This is a genomic window from Ciceribacter azotifigens (genome assembly GCF_048159625.1).
In the GTDB taxonomy this organism is placed as follows: domain Bacteria; phylum Pseudomonadota; class Alphaproteobacteria; order Rhizobiales; family Rhizobiaceae; genus Allorhizobium; species Allorhizobium azotifigens.
This window is the reverse complement of the sequence record NZ_JBLQTA010000003.1, coordinates 333,625-351,586: the sequence shown is the minus strand read 5'-3', so window position 1 is coordinate 351,586 and position 17,962 is coordinate 333,625. Positions and strand designations below refer to the sequence as shown.

At 60.0% G+C, this 17,962-nt stretch carries 13 protein-coding genes, 1 tRNA gene and 1 pseudogene; 11 read left to right on the top strand and 4 right to left on the bottom strand.

Features of this window, described 5'->3' with window-relative positions; translation table 11 throughout:
- The first annotated feature begins 40 nt into the window (after positions 1 to 40).
- The 8 genes from ACM6UT_RS06880 to ACM6UT_RS06845 all read left to right on the top strand — a co-directional run bounded on the left by ACM6UT_RS06880 (position 41) and on the right by ACM6UT_RS06845 (position 9,270).
- Positions 41 to 1,891 (top strand): extracellular solute-binding protein, encoded by a 1,851-nt coding sequence (locus ACM6UT_RS06880; protein ID WP_416796597.1) that lies wholly within the window; start codon positions 41 to 43, stop codon positions 1,889 to 1,891.
- 161 nt (positions 1,892 to 2,052) lie between these two features.
- The gene (locus tag ACM6UT_RS06875) at positions 2,053 to 3,150 is read left to right on the top strand and encodes a microcin C ABC transporter permease YejB (RefSeq protein WP_416796596.1); all 1,098 of its coding nucleotides are present in this window, start codon (positions 2,053 to 2,055) and stop codon (positions 3,148 to 3,150) included.
- A 1-nt stretch (position 3,151) separates the two neighbouring features.
- The gene (locus ACM6UT_RS06870) at positions 3,152 to 4,300 is read left to right on the top strand and encodes an ABC transporter permease (RefSeq protein ID WP_416796595.1); all 1,149 of its coding nucleotides are present in this window, start codon (positions 3,152 to 3,154) and stop codon (positions 4,298 to 4,300) included.
- Entirely contained in the window at positions 4,297 to 5,925 is a 1,629-nt protein-coding gene (locus ACM6UT_RS06865) for an ABC transporter ATP-binding protein (protein WP_416796594.1), read from the top strand. Before ACM6UT_RS06870 ends, ACM6UT_RS06865 begins: the two co-directional genes overlap by 4 nt.
- A gap of 17 nt (positions 5,926 to 5,942) precedes the next feature.
- Positions 5,943 to 6,905 (top strand): 2-hydroxyacid dehydrogenase, encoded by a 963-nt coding sequence (locus ACM6UT_RS06860; protein WP_416796593.1) that lies wholly within the window; start codon positions 5,943 to 5,945, stop codon positions 6,903 to 6,905.
- 94 nt (positions 6,906 to 6,999) lie between these two features.
- Positions 7,000 to 7,287: a hypothetical protein gene (locus ACM6UT_RS06855; RefSeq protein WP_416796592.1), complete on the top strand. Its 288-nt coding sequence runs from the start codon at positions 7,000 to 7,002 to the stop codon at positions 7,285 to 7,287.
- 131 nt (positions 7,288 to 7,418) lie between these two features.
- Positions 7,419 to 8,723 carry a nicotinate phosphoribosyltransferase gene (gene pncB, locus ACM6UT_RS06850; protein WP_416796591.1) on the top strand — a complete coding sequence of 435 codons (1,305 nt, stop codon included), beginning with the start codon at positions 7,419 to 7,421 and terminating at the stop codon, positions 8,721 to 8,723.
- Between the two features lie 73 nt (positions 8,724 to 8,796).
- Positions 8,797 to 9,270 (top strand): SRPBCC family protein, encoded by a 474-nt coding sequence (locus ACM6UT_RS06845; protein WP_416796590.1) that lies wholly within the window; start codon positions 8,797 to 8,799, stop codon positions 9,268 to 9,270.
- Between the two features lie 249 nt (positions 9,271 to 9,519).
- On the opposite strand, the gene ACM6UT_RS06840 is transcribed toward ACM6UT_RS06845, so the two are convergent.
- The 4 genes and pseudogenes from ACM6UT_RS06840 to ACM6UT_RS06825 form a co-directional block, all read right to left on the bottom strand.
- Positions 9,520 to 11,529, bottom strand: a complete 2,010-nt coding sequence (locus ACM6UT_RS06840) for a TIGR03768 family metallophosphoesterase (RefSeq protein WP_416796589.1) — start codon at positions 11,527 to 11,529, stop codon at positions 9,520 to 9,522.
- Between the two features lie 439 nt (positions 11,530 to 11,968).
- A pseudogene (locus ACM6UT_RS06835) lies at positions 11,969 to 12,441 on the bottom strand (chemotaxis protein CheW).
- Entirely contained in the window at positions 12,441 to 14,462 is a 2,022-nt protein-coding gene (locus ACM6UT_RS06830; RefSeq protein WP_416796588.1) for a methyl-accepting chemotaxis protein, read from the bottom strand. The pseudogene ACM6UT_RS06835 and the gene ACM6UT_RS06830 overlap by 1 nt, the downstream one beginning before the upstream one ends.
- 936 nt (positions 14,463 to 15,398) lie before the next feature.
- Positions 15,399 to 15,488, bottom strand: a tRNA-Ser gene (locus ACM6UT_RS06825).
- A 183-nt stretch (positions 15,489 to 15,671) separates the two neighbouring features.
- Between ACM6UT_RS06825 and ACM6UT_RS06820 the strand changes: the two genes are divergently transcribed.
- The 3 genes from ACM6UT_RS06820 to ACM6UT_RS06810 all read left to right on the top strand — a co-directional run bounded on the left by ACM6UT_RS06820 (position 15,672) and on the right by ACM6UT_RS06810 (position 17,908).
- A complete protein-coding gene (locus tag ACM6UT_RS06820; protein ID WP_416796587.1) occupies positions 15,672 to 15,992 on the top strand; it encodes a hypothetical protein in 321 nt (106 codons plus the stop codon).
- A 37-nt stretch (positions 15,993 to 16,029) separates the two neighbouring features.
- Positions 16,030 to 16,680: a peptide-methionine (S)-S-oxide reductase MsrA gene (msrA, locus tag ACM6UT_RS06815; protein ID WP_416796586.1), complete on the top strand. Its 651-nt coding sequence runs from the start codon at positions 16,030 to 16,032 to the stop codon at positions 16,678 to 16,680.
- Between the two features lie 235 nt (positions 16,681 to 16,915).
- Entirely contained in the window at positions 16,916 to 17,908 is a 993-nt protein-coding gene (locus tag ACM6UT_RS06810) for a BMP family lipoprotein (RefSeq protein WP_416796585.1), read from the top strand.
- Positions 17,909 to 17,962: the final 54 nt, after the last annotated feature.

Below are 17,962 nucleotides of genomic sequence, written 5' to 3'. Positions count from 1 at the left end.
ATGTTGATAAAACTCTGACGAAAATAAGGGGTGATTTGGTATGAGGCTGGCGCTGGCCGGGATCGGCATTTTCGCTTTTGTGACGACGTTGTCTGTCGCCCCGGACAATTTGCCTGCCGAGGAGCTTCAGTGGCATCACGCGATTTCAGTGATTGAACCTCCAAGATACCCGAAGGACTTTCCGCACTTCGACTATGTCAACACCGATGCCCCGAAGGGCGGCAACCTCAATCTTTCCGCATCGGGGACGTTCGATAGTCTCAATCCGGTGCTCGACAAGGGTGAGCTGGCCGCGGGGCTGACGCCGCGCCTCTCGCTCGTGACGGAAACCCTGCTCAAGCCTTCGATGGACGAAGTCGACGCGGTCTACGGGCTTCTTGCGGAGGCGGTTGCCTTCCCCGACGACTACTCCTTCGTGAAGTTCCGATTGCGCCCGGAGGCGAAATGGGCGGATGGCAAGCCCGTTACCCCCGAAGATGTCGTCTTCAGTTTCGACAAGTTCAAGGAACTCAATCCGCTCTACACAAATTACTATCGCCACGTGCTCAAGGCGGAGAAAACGGGCGAACGGGAAGTCACCTTTACCTTCGATGAGAAAAACAACCGTGAACTGCCAGTCATCATCGGTGAACTCGACATCGTCCCGAAGCACTGGTGGGAGGCGAAAGGAGCCGACGGCAAGCCTCGAGACATAGCCAAGACCACGCTCGAGCCGATCATGGGATCGGGCCCTTACCGCATCGCTTCTTTTTCGCCCGGTGCAAAGATCCGCTACGAACTTCGCGACGACTATTGGGGCAAGGACCTCAACGTCAACATCGGCTACAACAATTTCCGCAGCCAGACCTACACCTACTTCGCTGATCTCGATGTCGAGTTCGAAGCCTTCCGTTCGGGCAACGTGGACTTCTGGGCTGAGAATTCAGCGATGCGGTGGGCAAGATCCTACGATTTCCCGGCCGTCAACGAGGGACGCGTCAAGCGCGAGGTGCTGGACAACGAATACAAGACCTCCGGCATTCTGGTGGGCTTCATACCGAACATGCGACGGGACAAGTTCAAGGACATTCGAGTTCGCAAGGCGCTTAACTATGCCTTCGATTTCGAGGAACTGAACCGGACGGTCTTCTTCGACCAGTATCAGCGGATCGATAGTTACTTCTACGGTTCGGAGCTCGCGTCGAAAGGGTTGCCGGAAGGCAAGGAACTGGAGATTCTGCAGTCGCTCAAGGACGAGGTGCCGCCCGAGGTGTTTTCGGAGGAATATCGCAATCCCGTCGGGGGAGATCCGGCGAAGCTGAGAGAAAACCTGCGCAAGGCGATCGGCCTTCTGAAGGAGGCGGGTTACGAGCTGCGCAACGGGCGGATGGTCCTCGCTTCTACTGGTGTGCCCCTCTCGTTCGAGATCCTGCTGAACGGACCGACGATTGAAAAGGTGGCCCTGCCTTTCGCGGATGATCTTAAGAAGATGGGCGTGGAGGTGTCTGTTCGAACCGTCGACGCCTCGCAATACACCAATCGTGTCCGCAGCTTCGACTACGACATGATCTACCTGGGTTGGGCGCAAAGCCTCAATCCCGGCAACGAGCAGAGCGACTACTGGGGGTCGAAGTCCGTCGACGCGCCCGGTTCCCGCAATTATGCGGGCATCAGCAATCCTGCAATCGACAAGCTCGTCGACCAGATCGCGTTCGTGAAGGACCGCGAGACCCTGATTGCGACGGTCAAGGCACTCGACCGGCTTTTGCTGGCGGGAAGCTACACCGTGCCCTCCTACACCATGCGATCGTCGCGTATCGCCTACTGGGACAAGTTCGGGCGTCCGGAACCACTCCCGACCTATGGCATCGGCTTTCCCCAGATCTGGTGGGCGAAAGATACGACGCAATGAAGGGCAGGGGGTTGCGTCGTTCCCCTGACGGGCTAGGAATGGACAATGCGAATCGCCGCTCGCCGAGCGAGGCCGCGGCTGGAAAGGACGAACCAGTTGATCGCAGGGCATGAGACGGACATTGGCGTGACAAGCATCCGGCTTGTCGGAGCAATGATACGATGAGCGGCTATATCCTGCGGCGCCTGCTTCTGATGATCCCGACCATCGTCGGCATCATGGGCATTTCCTTTCTGGTGATTCAGTTCGCACCCGGCGGCCCGGTCGAGCAGGTGATCGCGCAGTTGACCGGTCAGGGCGACAGCGCCGACCAGCGGCTGACGGGTGGTGGGGATCTCGTCGCCCAGCAGCAGTTCGGGGCCGACGAGACGAGTTCGAAGTACCGCGGGGCTCAGGGTCTCGACCCCGAGCTCATCGCTAAGCTCGAAAAACAGTTCGGCTTCGACAAGCCGCCGCTCACGCGCTTTGCCGAGATGATGTGGAACTATATTCGCTTCGATTTCGGCGAGAGTTTCTTCCGCAATACCAGCGTCATCGACCTCATCGTCGAGAAGATGCCGGTATCGATTTCTCTCGGTGTATGGATCCTGCTTATTTCCTACGCGATCTCGATCCCGCTCGGCATCAAGAAGGCGGTGGAAGACGGTTCGCCATTCGACGTGTGGACCTCCGGGGTTATCGTCATCGGATATGCGGTTCCGAGCTTTCTCTTCGGTATCCTGCTTATCGTGCTTTTCGCCGGCGGCTCCTTCTTCGACTGGTTTCCTTTGCGCGGGCTCGTCTCGGATAATTTTGCCGAACTCTCCTGGTCGGAGAAGATCGTTGACTATTTCTGGCACCTGACGCTGCCGCTGATCGCGCTCTCGCTTTCGGCCTTTGCCACGACGACTCTGCTTACCAAGAACTCGTTCATCGACGAGATCAAGAAGCAATATGTCATCACGGCGCGCGCCAAGGGACTCTCCGAGCGTCAGGTGCTGTACGGCCACGTCTTCCGCAACGCGATGCTGATCGTGATCGCTGGCATTCCCGGCGCCTTCATCTCGGCCTTTTTCACCGGCTCGCTGCTCATCGAGAACATCTTCTCGCTCGATGGCCTCGGTCGCCTCGGGTACCTGTCGGTGGTCAATCGTGACTATCCAATCGTCTTTGCGACGCTGTACATCTTCTCGCTGATGGGTCTCTTCGTCGGCCTCGTTTCGGATCTGATCTACACCTGGATCGATCCGCGCATCGATTTCGAACGGAGGGATGTCTGAGATGTCCGTTTCCGAACCGATCGCCGCCAGCGGGGCTAAGGCGCCGGGCAGAAAGCCCTGGCTGTCGCCGACCAATCGTCGGCGCCTCGAAAACTTCAAGGCCAACCGGCGGGGCTTCTGGTCCTTCTGGATCTTCATGATCCTTTTCGTGCTCAGCCTGTTTGCGGAGTTGATCGCCAATGATCGGCCGCTCGTTGCGTCCTACAAGGGCGAACTCCTGTTTCCGGTTCTGGTGGACTACCCGGAGGAGAAGTTCGGCGGCTTCCTGGCGGTGACCGATTATCGTTCACCGTTTATCGCCGACGAGATCAATGCCAACGGCTGGATGGTCTGGCCGCCGATCCGCTATTCCTATCGCACGGTCAACTCGGAGATTCCCCATTCGGCTCCGACGTCGCCCTTCTGGCTGATGAGCAAGGAGGAGCGCTGCAAGGGCTATCCGCTGGACGCCGACGATCCGGGCTGCGTACTCGGAAACTTCAATTGGCTCGGCACCGACGATCAGGCACGGGACGTGACCGCCCGCATGATCTACGGGTTCCGCATTTCGGTGCTGTTCGGTCTCGCGCTCACCCTCTGTTCGGCAGTCATCGGCGTCACCGCCGGTGCCATACAAGGATATTTCGGCGGCTGGACGGACCTCCTGATGCAGCGCTTCATCGAGATCTGGTCGTCCATGCCGGTGCTCTACATCCTGCTCATCATCGCGGCGATCCTGCCGCCCGGCTTTTTCGTCCTGCTCGGTATCATGCTGCTCTTCTCGTGGGTGAGCTTCGTCGGCATCGTCCGTGCCGAGTTTCTGCGAGCCCGCAACTTTGAATATGTGAACGCCGCCCGCGCGCTCGGGGTGGGCAACTGGACGATCATGTTCCGCCACCTGCTTCCCAATGCGATGGTTGCGACACTGACTTTCCTCCCGTTCATTCTGTCGGGCTCCATCACCACGCTCACCTCGCTCGACTTCCTCGGCTTCGGCATGCCGCCGGGCTCGCCTTCGCTCGGCGAGCTCATCGCCCAGGGCAAGCGCAATCTGCAGGCGCCGTGGCTCGGTCTCACCGCCTTCTTCACCATGTCAATCATGCTCTCGCTGCTGATCTTCGTGGGCGAGGCGGTGCGTGACGCCTTTGATCCCAGAAAGGCCTTCAAATGACGGAGGCGCTTCTTTCTGTCCGGGACCTTTCGGTCGCCTTTCGCCAGGGTGAGCGGGAAACGCTCGCCGTCGATCACGTGAGCTTCGACGTCCGGCCGGGCGAGGTCGTCGCCTTGGTCGGCGAGTCGGGATCCGGCAAATCCGTATCGGCGAATTCTGTCCTGCGACTTTTGCCCTACCCCGCGGCAAGCCACCCTTCGGGGGAGATCCGCTTCGAGGGTCGCGACCTGCTGAAGCTGCCCGAGACGGATCTCCGCCGTGTGCGTGGCAACGACATCACGATGATCTTCCAGGAGCCGATGACTTCGCTCAATCCGCTCCACACGATCGAGAAGCAGATCGGCGAGATTCTCGCCCTGCATCAGGCGACGAGCGGATCGGCGGCGCGTGAGCGGACGCTGGAGCTGTTGCGTCAGGTCGGCATTCGCGATCCGGAGAAGCGGCTTGCCGCCTATCCGCACGAGCTTTCGGGCGGGCAGCGTCAGCGCGTCATGATCGCCATGGCACTCGCAAACCGTCCGAAGCTGCTGATCGCCGACGAACCGACGACCGCGCTCGACGTGACCGTTCAGGCACAGATCCTCGAGCTGCTGCGTTCGCTGAAGGCGACTCACGGCATGTCGATGCTGTTCATCACCCATGACCTCGGCATCGTCCGCAAGTTCGCCGATCGCGTCTGCGTCATGACCGGGGGGCGTATTGTCGAAAGCGGCCCCGTTGAAGAAATCTTCTCGAACCCGCAGCATGCGTATACGCGTCATCTCCTCGCCTCCGAGCCGCGCGGCGAGCCGCCGCCGACCGATCCCGGCAAGTCGATCGTGATGGAAGGCAAGGACATTCGTGTCTGGTTTCCGATAAAGGCGGGTTTCCTGCGCAAGATCGTCGATCACGTGAAGGCGGTAGATGGCGTCGACCTGGTGCTTCGGGCCGGGCAGACGCTCGGTGTGGTCGGCGAATCCGGTTCGGGCAAGACCACACTTGGTCTGGCGCTCGCGCGCATGATTTCCTCGGCAGGGCACATCGGCTTCATTGGCCAGGAGATAGACGGCTATTCGTACAAGGACATGCGTCCGCTGCGAAACCGCCTGCAGATCGTCTTCCAGGATCCCTATGGTTCCCTGAGCCCGCGCATGTCGGTCGGCGAGATCATTGCCGAGGGACTGAAGGTTCACGAACGCGGTCTTTCTGCGGACGAACGCGACGCAAGGGTTTGCTGGGCGCTTGAGGAAGTGGGGCTCGATACCGCGACCCGATGGCGTTATCCGCACGAGTTCTCCGGTGGTCAGCGGCAGCGTATCGCGATCGCACGTGCCATGGTGCTGAAGCCGCGTTTCGTCATGCTCGACGAACCGACCTCGGCGCTCGACATGAGCGTGCAGGCGCAGGTGGTCGATTTGCTGCGTGACCTGCAGAAGCGCCACGACCTGGCTTACCTCTTCATCAGCCACGATTTGCGCGTCGTGAAGGCGCTTGCAAACGACGTCATCGTCATGCGCATGGGGCAGGTGGTGGAGCAGGGCCCCGCCAGCGAAGTCTTCGGGAATCCGAAGACCGAATACACCCGCGCTCTGCTGGCCGCGGCCTTCAACCTCGAGGCGGTTCGAACCGCTGCAATCAGTCAGTAGCAGGATAGAGGTATCCCATGGCCGAGAAGAGCCCTGTCGTCATCGATCTCAAGTTCGGCCGCGCAAGCGTGACGGACGCGCTCAGGAACGCCTTCGTCGGCCGGGACGTAGTCGACATGGCCCTGCCCGAAAACGCGGGTCGCGATCTGAGTGGCATCCCCTATGCGGTCGTCTGGAAGCCCGACCCGCAGCTCTTTGCTCGCGCACGCGATCTGAAGGTGATCTTCTCCGGCGGAGCCGGCGTGGATCACATTCTCTCGGCTTATGAACTGCCGGACCTGCCTGTCGTGCGCTTCGTGGATCGCAGCCTGACCGACCGCATGAGCGAATGGGTCGTGTTGCAGGCGCTCGCCCATCTGCGCCGCGTTCCGGCCTATGCGGTGCAGCAGCGCGCACGGGTCTGGCATGAGATTGATCCGCAGCCGGAGGCGCGCGATGTCACCGTCGGCATCATGGGGCTCGGCGTTCTCGGCCAGGACGCGGCCCGAAAGCTCAAGGTCATGGGCTTCAACGTCATCGGCTGGTCTCGAACCGCGAAGACGATCGACGGCATCGAAACCTTTGATGCCGCCGGCCTCGATGCATTCCTCGGCCGGACCGACATCCTTGTCGGCCTGTTGCCGCTTACTCCCGATACGCGCGGCATCTATGACGCGCGGCTGTTTGCCCGACTACGTCAGGGTGGTGCGCTCGGCAAGCCGGTTTTCATCAACGCGGGACGGGGCGGCAGTCAGGTCGAGGCCGATGTCGTTGCCGCGCTGGAAAAAGGTGTCCTCGGCGGAGCTTCGCTCGACGTTTTCGGACGAGAACCGCTTTCTCCGGAAAGCCCGCTATGGGGCATGGAAAACGTGATCGTGACCCCGCACGCCGCCGCCGCCTCGGATGTCAGGGCATTGTTTGCTCATGCCGAAGAGCAGATCGAACGGTTCGAATCGGGCATGTCGCTCCAGCACGTCGTAGACCGGAAGGCGGGCTACTGACCTCGGCCGTGTGTTTGCCGGGAACATTGGTCCTGGCCGTCCGTTCCTCCTTCGATCGCTCGAAAGCCGGAAGCAACTCGGTGAGGAGAAAGCCATGGCCAGCCGCTCGGACAAGCAGGAAAACAACATCGAGAACAGCCATGCCGACGGGCGCCCGCAGCCCGCGCCCGCCGTTCAGGCGCGGCAGGGCTCTCTCGGCCGGCCGGTGCTGGTCGTCCTGCTCGTGGGGCTGATCCTTGCAATGCTGTTCTGGGTGCCCGTGGAGTGGTGGGGCAATGCGATTGCCCCGGAGCGGGAGTCGAATGACACCCGGATCGAACAGCCGGCGTCGCCAACCGCGCCAAACGACGCCACCGGCGGAACGAGCAGCGGCGGCGGCTGAGCATAGTCTCCGTTCTGCTATGGACTTTGGGAGAGGTTTTTTCGATAAGGTTGCGTCGGAAGCAGTCGACCCTCAGGCCGGCTCATGAACTGGCGGCCTGACCCGGCCGTATCTGGCAGGGCGGACATCCGATGACGAAGACCGATATTGCAACCCGTGTGTACAATCACACCTGGAAGCTCGACCCCATCGTCCGCAGCCTGATCGATACGGACTTCTACAAGCTGCTGATGCTGCAGATGATCTGGAAACGGTATCCGGATGTCGATGCCACCTTCAGCCTGATCAACCGGGCAACCACCGTGCGCCTCGCCGACGAGATTGACGAGGGGGAGCTGCGCGAGCAGCTCGACTACGCCCGTTCGCTGCGTCTTTCCAAAAAGGAAGCGATCTGGCTCGCCGGCAACACGTTCTACGGCAAATCGCAGATCTTCGAGCCGGAGTTCCTGAGCTGGTTTGCCGACTTTCAGCTCCCGGAATACGAACTGTCCAAGAAGGACGGCCAGTATGTCCTTCACTTTCACGGGCGTTGGAAAGAAACCACGATGTGGGAAATTCCGGCGCTCTCCATTATCAACGAGCTGCGATCGCGCGCGGTCATGAAGTCGCTGGGTCTCTTCACGCTGGATGTTCTCTATGCCCGCGCCAAAGCCAAGATGTGGGCCAAGGTGGAGCGGCTGCGCGATCTGCCGGGGCTCAGGATTTCCGATTTCGGCACGCGCCGCCGGCACAGTTTCCTCTGGCAACGCTGGTGTGTCGAGGCGCTGAAGGAGGGGATCGGCCCCGCTTTCACCGGCACCAGCAACGTCCTGCTGGCGATGGACTCCGACCTCGAGGCGGTCGGCACCAACGCTCATGAATTGCCCATGGTCCTGGCGGCGCTTGCGCGAAACGACGCTGAACTCGCTGCTGCACCCTATCGGGTGCTGCGCGACTGGAAGCAGCTCTACGGCGGCAACCTGCTGATCGTGCTGCCGGATACGTTCGGTACCGCGGCCTTCCTGCGCGATGCGCCCGACTGGGTTGCCGACTGGACCGGGTTCCGGCCCGACAGCGCTCCGCCTATAGAGGGCGGGGAGGAAATCATCGAGTGGTGGCGCAAGATGGGCCGCGATCCGCGTCAGAAGCTCTTGATCTTCTCCGATGCGCTCGACGTCGACGCGATCATCGACACGTACCGGCACTTCGAGGGCAGGGTCCGGATGAGCTTCGGCTGGGGGACCAACCTCACCAATGACTTTGCAGGCTGCGCTCCGCGTGAGATCGAAAGCCTGAAGCCCATCTCGCTGGTCTGCAAGGTGAGTGAAGCCAATGGCCGGCCGGCTGTCAAACTCTCCGACAATCCCCGCAAGGCGACGGGAGATCCGGTCGAAATCGAGCGCTACCTGAGATTTTTCGGCGGTTCCGGCCGCGTCGAGCAGCCCGTCGTCGTCTGATCGCAGCCTTGCCAAGCAGATCGGGGCGCTTGTAAGCTGCCGGCGAGGAGCCTGCGGAACGGGAGGATCGACAATGGACATGAGCGGAACCGAACGCATAGAGGCGCCGATCGACGCCGTCTGGCAGGCGTTGAACGACCCGGAAATCCTGCGGCAAGCCATCCCGGGCTGCGAGAGCCTCGACAAGACGAGCGATACCGACATGACTGCGAAGGTCGTCTTGAAGATCGGCCCCATCAAGGCGAAGTTCGAGGGGGCCGTTGCGCTTTCGAACCTAGACCCGCCGCGCTCCTACACAATCAGTGGCGAGGGCAAGGGCGGGATGGCCGGCTTTGCCAAAGGAGGCGCCGACGTCGCGCTGGAAGCCGACGGTGAGGCGGCGACCGTACTCAGTTACAGTGTCAAAGCGGAGGTCGGCGGCAAGATCGCGCAACTCGGCAGCCGGCTCATCGACTCGACCGCGAAGAAGCTGGCGGGAGAGTTCTTTTCCCGCTTCGCGGCGCTCGTCGCTGGCCCGGCACAAGGCGAGGCCTTGCCGTCTATCTGAAGCGTCGAGGGTGGCGAGGAGAGACATCCATTCGGGACGCCAGCGTGGAAGCCTTCGAGGCGCGAGGCGTCATCGATAATGGCAACGATCCGCTTCAGACGTTCGATAAATTGGAGTCTCCTGACTTCCAATGACAACCGCTGCACACCGACGGCAAATCGAGCCTCGGTGCGCGGGCCCTCCGCACACCCCTACCGGACGAATCCGAGGGGACGCGTGTCACCTGGCCGTTTCGTCGGTTCCGTGCCGTCAGTTCTGAAACGCAAAAGTCTGCCTGAGGTGCGCGACCATCTGCGCGCTGAGCGGCTTCACCAGTTCCGCGTTGCACGACGCATGATACGGGACCGGCACCTTGGCCGTCGATAGGTCTTCGTAGCGGATCGACGGATCGAGAGCAGCTGGATCATCACTTTGCGGACGGGTCGGGTCTATGCTCGGTATCGGAATCGTTCCGCGCCCGCCGGCCGTGGCGAAATTGGGGTTGTTGAGCTTAAGGTTGTTTTGAATGATCTGCTGTGTCGCGATGGCATATTTGCGCGACTGTGCGGCGGGTGTCCCCTCGGCCACGGCGACATCCACGTTCAGGGTCTCGATCGACACAGTGTAGTCGCTGTTGAGATAGATCTCGAACGACCGGAACTGTTGCGGAAAATCACGAAGCGAGGCAGTCTCGACCTGCCAGAAGCCCTGCTCTGGACGGCTTTCATCGGCGGATGGGAATGCCTTGACGACGTTCATGTGGCGATGCCCGGCAATCCACATCAGCAGATTGGGCGCGTTCTGCAACATGCCCACTAGTCCTGCGAGGTCGACAGCATTTTCATAGCCGGGTTTGGTGTTCTTGTCCCCCATCCACCATTCCATGTGCGATCCGATCGCCGAGACACCGATCGGAATATGGCTGGCGATAATCATGAGCTGGTTGTCGGCCTGCCCGCTGGCAAGTTCCGCTCTTAACCAGTCGAGGCGCCGCGCATCCAGATAGCCGTGGCCGTGGATGTCGAACGAGCCATCATCATTCGACTGGGTGACATCCAGAACGATGACCTTCAGCGGGATCTCGGACTTTGGAACGAAGCTGTAGCAGGCGAATGCCGCGTCGGCGGGATCGCCGGTGTCGCGGTTGATCAGGTGGAAGCCATGACCGACGGGATGTGATGTCGTCTTGAAGAACTCGTCAATCCATTCCGACCGGACGAGCGGGCGCCGGTCAGGATCGGGCACAACTCGCGGTGCCTTGCCGCCGAATGCAGGATCGTCGGTGCTGCCGGCATGGATGATATCACCGTTCGGGCTCGCACCGTCCAGGATGCCCGGATAATAGGTCGGGGCTGCCCGCAGGTTGCGGTAGTCAAACAGGGGCGGGAAGCTGGAAAAGTCCTCTTGTCTGATCGGACTGCCAATCGCCCAGACGCTATCTGCCGTATACGATTCTCTGAAGCCCAGCGACTGTTCCGCGTCAATCGGGAATGACCCGATGAGCAGATGGTCGTGATTTCCCATTACCATGTACCAGGGAATATTACCGTCCAGCCCCGCCGCCTGAAACGGCATCTGATAGTCGATGCTGTCGGCACCGACATGCGCGCCGGAACTGGGCGTGATCACCTTTCCATCCAGCACATCGATGAACCATCTCATTTCATTGTATGCAGAATTATTGCAGGCGTCGCCCAAGGTGATGCCGAAATCGAAAGCTTCGCGGCGGTGCAGGTCGTTCACCGTCTGCACGGCGGCGTCGAGAACCTGCGTCGAGTACAACATGACGCCTGAATAGATGGACGTATTTCTGAACGAATAGGGATCAATCTGCTGGAACAGAATCAACTGATTGGGCGCTTCCTTGTCAGTGATATGAACATCTGCAAAGGAGAAGAATCTGAGAAGCCGTGTTTTTTCAGCATTCTCGGGCCGCACATAGCCGGCCGGCATCAGGTCCAGACGCTCCATGACCGGCAGACCGGAGCCGAAAGACCATTCCCCGTAGCCGAACTCTCCATATCTTGAAACATCACGAAGTTGGTACTTCTCGAGGCCGGGTGTCAGCGTCTGCGGAAAGGAAAGCATCCGCTCGCGTGTAGTGACGGCAGGGGTGTCGATTGGATAGCGCCTCGCCACGTCTGCCCATGCCTTTGGCGCCCCCAAAGCTCCCAGCGAAGTCGCGCCCAGAAAAGCTGCCGAGGATTTCAGAAAAGTCCGCCGACTTGAAAACCCGGCGCCTCCGACAAACGACCGGCCAGATGTATTGGATTGAGACATGATGCAAAACCTCCTGAGCCGCGGGCGCGCCAGAGCGCGGTGATCGCTGCCCGACCTGCGTTGGCGCTAGTAACAATTGAACGCCATGAGCGAGCCCACGGTCAAGCAGAGCAAGCAACATGTCTTCGCCAGTTCATAGCTTGCGGGCACTGCCGCCAGCCCGATTGATTTCGTCGGCTGCCGCTCTCGCGGCGCGAGACAGGACCGTTGCTGAACAGCGAAAGGCACAGGGAATGATGGCCCGCGACCGGGCGGAGGCCGTGCTCGTCCGGAAAGCGGCGTCAAGGATTCAGAACCTTCCCGATTTTCTCCGGACGCTGTTGGACGTGTTTCTGCCCGTGCGGGTTCGACGCTGGATCCTCGTTCCGGGGGATTAATAGAGAAAGGCGCGCCGTGATCGGGCGCGCCTCCCGTGTCCCAGTCTGTGACGATCCGGGGGTTATGCAGCTTCTTCCCACTCGTCAGGTTCTGCATCCGTGAAGATGGCTTCGAGGTTGAGGAAGCAGATCATCGCCTTGTCGCGAGCGATGATGCCTGACGCATAGGAGGTATCCATCCCCGCGGCGGCCGGGACAGGTTGACGCTCGGCAGTGGTGACGGAAAGAATGTCCGACACCCGTCAACCATCAGGCCGACCGTCTTGCCTTTGACGCTGGTGACGACGATGGCGCTGCGCTCGCTGGCTTCCAATTTCGCCATGCCGAGCTTGACGGCAAGATCGACGATCGGAATGACCGTGCCGCGCAGGTTCATCACGCCGAGAACCTCGGCAGGCGCACGAGGCAGCGGCGTGATTGGTCCCCACCCGCGAATCTCGCGGATGGAGGTGGTTTTCACGCAATATTGCTGGTCATGCAGCGTGAAGGCGATGATTTCCAGAACCTCGCCAGCGGCGGTGTGCTGAATGTTCATCAGAAGTCCTGCCACTCTTCCGGCTTGACGGCGGCATTGCCGGAGAAGGCATTGGCGATCTTGCGGCCGAGCGCCTTGACTGGAGACGTTACGGACTTCTCCGTTCCCGTCGCCGTGCGAGCCGTGGCTTTGGCCGGAGCCGATGCTTGCCGCGCTCCACCAGACAGGTTGAACATGATCAGCAACTCGTTCAACGAAGCCACTTCACGCGACAGGTTGTAGGTTGCTGCGGTGGTTTCTTCTACCATCGCGGCGTTCTTCTGCGTGTCCTGATCCATCTGGTTCACAGCCGTGTTGATCTGCTGCAACCCGGAAGATTGTTCCTGCGCGGCTTCCACGATGGCGGTGACGTGGCGGTTGATCTCCTGCACTTCGGCCACGATGGTTTCAAGAGCCTTGCCCGTGTCGCCGACAAGCTGGACACCTTGCTGAACCTGCGCGCTGGACGTGCCGATGAGAGCCTTGATTTCCTTGGCCGCGTTGGCCGAACGCTGGGCCAGTTCGCGCACTTCCTGAGCCACCACCGCGAAGCCCTTGCCAGCCTCCCCGGCGCGGGCCGCCTCGACGCCTGCATTGAGGGCAAGCAGGTTGGTCTGGAAGGCGATCTCATCAATCACACCGATGATGTTGTTGATCTCCGAGGACGACTTTTCTATGGCTTCCATCGCCGCAACGGCGCGGCGGACGACCTCGCCGGAATGTTCGGCGCCCGCCTTGGTGCGGCCGACCAATTCCCCGGCTTCCCGTGCGCGGGCGGTCGAGTTCTTTACCGTCGCAGTGATCTCTTCCAGCGCCGCGGCTGTCTCCTCGACGGCGGCCGCCTGCTGCTCGGTGCGCTTGGCAAGGTCGTCGGCGGCAGAACGGATTTCGTTCGAACCTGCCTCGATACCACGAGCGTTCTCGGCCACGTGCCTCAAGGCTGTGTCGAGCTTTTCGGCCGTATGGTTGAAGTTGATGCGTGGTTCTTCGAGATGGGCGGCAAAGGGCTGAGTGATGCGGTAGGAGATATTACCTTCGGCAAGCTGGGCGAGGCCGATGCCGAGGTTGCTCGATGCGAATTCCAGCTCGGCGGCCTCCTGCTCCCTCTGTTTCTCGCGCTCGATCCGCTCCTTTTCCGACAGGCTGCGGTTGGCTTCTGTCTCTTGTGTGAGACGGATGCGCTCCAGCGCGTTTTGGCGGAAAACTTCCAGGGCTCCGGCCATTTCGCCGATTTCATCCTTGCGGTCGCGGCCAACGATGTTCGTCTCCAGCCTATCGTCGGCAATCTCTCCCATCGCATAGGTCAGGCCTGTGATGCTCCGGATGACGCGGGTAAATGTGACGTAGCCGAAGGCACAAAGAACGAGGAGCAGAGTGCCCGCTGCGACCATCATCATCGACCAGTAAAATCCGGCCGTGGCGTTGGCTCGTTCGATGTTGCCTGTCAGGCGCTCATCCAGCATCACGAAGAAGTCGTCGATCGGCTTCATGATGTTGGCTTTAAAATTATGATAGTCACGTGAATTGACCAGTTCGATCGCTTTTTGGCGATTGGCGGGATCTCCGGAGTCGACCAGATTCATCGCCTCAACTTCAAGCTCAATGAGGCCATTGGAGCGCTTGTTGGCCTCATCAAGCAGTGCGAACTCCTGATCGGTGAAGCCAGCGTGCTTCATCTCATCCGTGAGCGAGATTGCCTGGCCCAGTGGACGCGGATTGGGTTCGCCCCCGGCCACGAAGTCCCAATAAATACGATAGTAGTCGACTGGCTGCGGCTTCTTGCCGTTCCGGATGTCGATAACCGCATTATACTGGTCCTTGTACTGTGTATCGCCTGTCGCCGCATAGGTGCGAACGAGGCGGGTCAGATCATCTGAAGACTGGCGAAGGGTATCAGCGAGAATATACGATTTGTTCTGCGCACTATAGGCATCGACAACTTCATTGAAGGCCGACCGATAAAGCCAGAGAGACGAAAAGAAACCGATCAAGGCAACGCCGGTTATCGAGGCTAGAACGGTGAAAAGATTACGTATTTTCATTATATCGTCCTTGAAAAAATGGATCCGCGTCCCCCCGTGGCGGAAGGCATCGGACATGACACACAGACATTCACGGTATGCGCCCAGTCATTGAGCGGTGGCGAAAGGAACATCCATGCCCCCTTGATCGGGTTGGTAAACCGAGCATATCGGTCCCATGGACTTCTATTTCCGGAGGACCTGGACATACGTCCACGGCTCTCCGATCCCCGAAAGGCCAAAGAATCAGGTGCTCTCTGGCGGTGATCACCAACCCGGTATACTAGGGGTTACTACGCCCCAGAGCCGCATACGGCCCCGATGTTTTCTACAACACAATAAGTTAAAGATTTATTCGGAAACTGTACAAGTTCCGTGCAGTCGCCATTGCGATTTAGATTCCCGTTGTGCCGTGAACTTGCGCCGGTCGGTGGCTTCATCCTTTCCAAGGACGGGAGGAAGCGCATGGACAAGGATTCGAAAGAGCGGAGACTTTAACGGCGCACCTGCGCGGATCGGCTGCTGCGGGACGTAGGGAGACGACGCCGAAGCGATCCAGCGGGCAAGGCCATGTTGAAGCTGCTGGCGCTCATTGCGGCGCTGCTTGCATTGGCTGCGGCCAAGCCGGAAATTATTTCCGCCTCCGGGCGGGATCGGCGGGCTGGCACATACGGTGTTGATTTCCATTGAGAGTTGACCCTGCGGTCTCCACCGAGAAGCCAGAAACCAAGGCCATGGCCTGAGAAGACTGCTTACATTAGCCCACCGCTGCCCATTTGCATTCGATGTGATTATGGCGTGCTCGCGACCCGCATGACGCGGCCGCCGGCGAAGATTCACGGTGAGCAAAAGCCGCCTGTCATGGCGGCTGGGAAAAATCTCGCGGCGGGCCAACTGGCGGGCTGGATAGAGCGCGACTAAAATATGCTCTTAAAATCAATATCTTGTGGGATAACATGGCGGACAGGGAGGGATTCGAACCCTCGGTACGCTTTCACGTACACACGCGTTCCAGGCGTGCGCCTTAAACCACTCGGCCACCTGTCCGTTTGATAGCCAGTATGCCGAGGAAGGCAATGCGGCCGGTCGGGCGCGATATATACCGAGGATTCGTCCGGGATCAACCGGAATCTGACAGAATTTTGACTTGCCCTTCCGAAACCTTATGTAATCATTGCCACGCGCCGTTTGAACATCGCGGTACGGGCACGCGCGGCGGCGGAGAAGACAATGCTAGGTTTTTTGTTCCGCTTCCTGAGTCTGGTCGCGCTCTGCATCGCCGTTGCAACAGGTGTCTTGGATTCGATTGCTTCCGTGTCCGCGTCCGGAACCGTGGTTACCCCGCTTGGTATCGCGTGGATCGAGTTGAGCCCCGATACCTTGAGTGTCGTAAGCGACGCAGTGCAACGGACCTGGGGGCCGAAGGCCTGGGGTTTTGCGATCCGCTGGCTTCTGCCTCTTCCGGCCTTCGCGGTCTTTCTCGCCCTTTCGCTGCTGTTGTGGATGATCGGCTACAAGAGGCGACCGGCCGCCGGGCGTTTTGCCGCTTGAGTAACAACGCCGTTTCCGGCGCAGGATGGAGATCCAGATGTTCCTGATCGACATGTTCAACAAGAAGATGACGATGCCGACGCCGGAGACTGCTTTGCCCGGCCGGACGTCTCCCATTCCGACGGCAACGACCCATTTCGTCAATGGTCGACCTCTGAAGGGCCCCTATCCGGACGGTATGAAGGTGGTCTACCTCGGTATGGGCTGTTTCTGGGGTGCGGAACGTCTCTTCTGGCAGACACCGGGCGTGTGGGTAACGGCCGCGGGCTATCAAGGCGGTTTCACGCCCAACCCGACCTATCAGGAGACTGTAACGGGGCTGACCGGCCATGCCGAGGTGGTGAAGGTTGTCTACGATCCCGACGCGGTTCCATTCGAAGATCTGCTGAAGATCTTCTTCGAAAATCACGACCCGACCCAGGGTATGCGCCAGGGGAACGACGTCGGAACCACCTATCGTTCGGTGGTCTTTGTTGAAGGGGTCGAGGACTTCGAGCGCGCGCAGAGCATGCGCGACGGGTTTCAGCAGGCGCTGATCGCAGCCGGTCGCAAGAACACCGTTACTACGGAGGTCGCGCTCGCTCCCGAATTTTACTATGCCGAAGACTACCATCAGCAGTATCTTGCCAAGAACCCTGGCGGCTATTGTGGCCTGAAGGGGACCGGCGTGACGTGCCCTGCCGGCTAGAGGTGCTGCCACCGCTTTGATCTGATTTAATTTTCGGCATCGGTAAACATGCCGACCGGGGCGGCGACGAATATTTACCAACTGAAAAAAACCGGGTGAATTTTTCCAAAAGCCATGCAAGGATGCTGGCCAGCCGGGACCCATTGGGCGGGGCGGTGGTTCCGCAGTGATGCGTGTCAAAGCGCTTGCGGGAGGACCCAATACGTTGATTAGAAAGAAAGAATAGGGCTGAACAATGAAGAAAACCCTTTTGAGTCTGATGTCCTTGGCGGCTATGTCGGCAACAGCGCTCGCAGCGGACGTCAAACCGGCGCTGGTCTACGGCACGGGTGGCAAGTTCGACAAGTCCTTCAACGAGGCCGCTTACGCCGGCGCGGAAAAGTTCAAGGCCGAGACCGGCATTGACTATCGCGATTTCGAGCCGACCGGTGATACTCAGGGCGAACAGGCGATCCGCAACTTCGCCTCCAAGGGCTACAACCCCGTCGTTGCGGTCTCCTTCGCCTGGACTTCGGCGATCGAAAAGGTTGCCGCCGAATTTCCCGACACCAAGTTCGTAATCGTCGATTCCGTCGTGGACCTGCCGAACGTTCGCTCGGTCGTCTATAAGGAAGAAGAAGGGTCTTATCTCGTCGGTATTCTGGCCGGCATGGCCTCCAAGACTGGCACGGTGGGTTTCGTCGGCGGCATGGATATCCCGCTGATCCGCAAGTTCGAGTGCGGCTATGAACAGGGCGCCCGTGCGGCTAACCCGTCCATTGAGGTCCTGCAGAACATGACCGGCACGACCGGTGCTGCGTGGAACGATCCGGTGCGCGGCGGTGAACTGACCAAGAACCAGATCGACCAGGGTGCGGACGTCATCTACGCGGCTGCGGGCGCCACGGGTCTCGGCGTGCTGCAGACGGCGGCGGACAATGGCAAGCTGTCGATTGGCGTCGATTCGAACCAGAACTACCTGCATCCGGGTTCGGTCCTCACCTCGATGGTGAAGCGCGTCGATCTCGCCGTCTACAACGCCTACTCCGACGCCAAGGGCGACAAGTTCTCGGCCGGTGTCCAGGCACTCGGCGTGAAGGAAGACGGGGTCGCCTATGCACTTGACGAGCACAACGCGAAGCTTGTTACCGATGAAATGAAGGCTGCTGTCGAGAAGGCGAAGGCCGATATCATTGCCGGAACCGTCAAGGTTCATGATTACATGTCGGACAATTCCTGCCCGAAGTGATTTGAGCCGCGGGCGCAGGGTGGTCTTTCCGGCCGTGCTGCGCCCTTACTATGT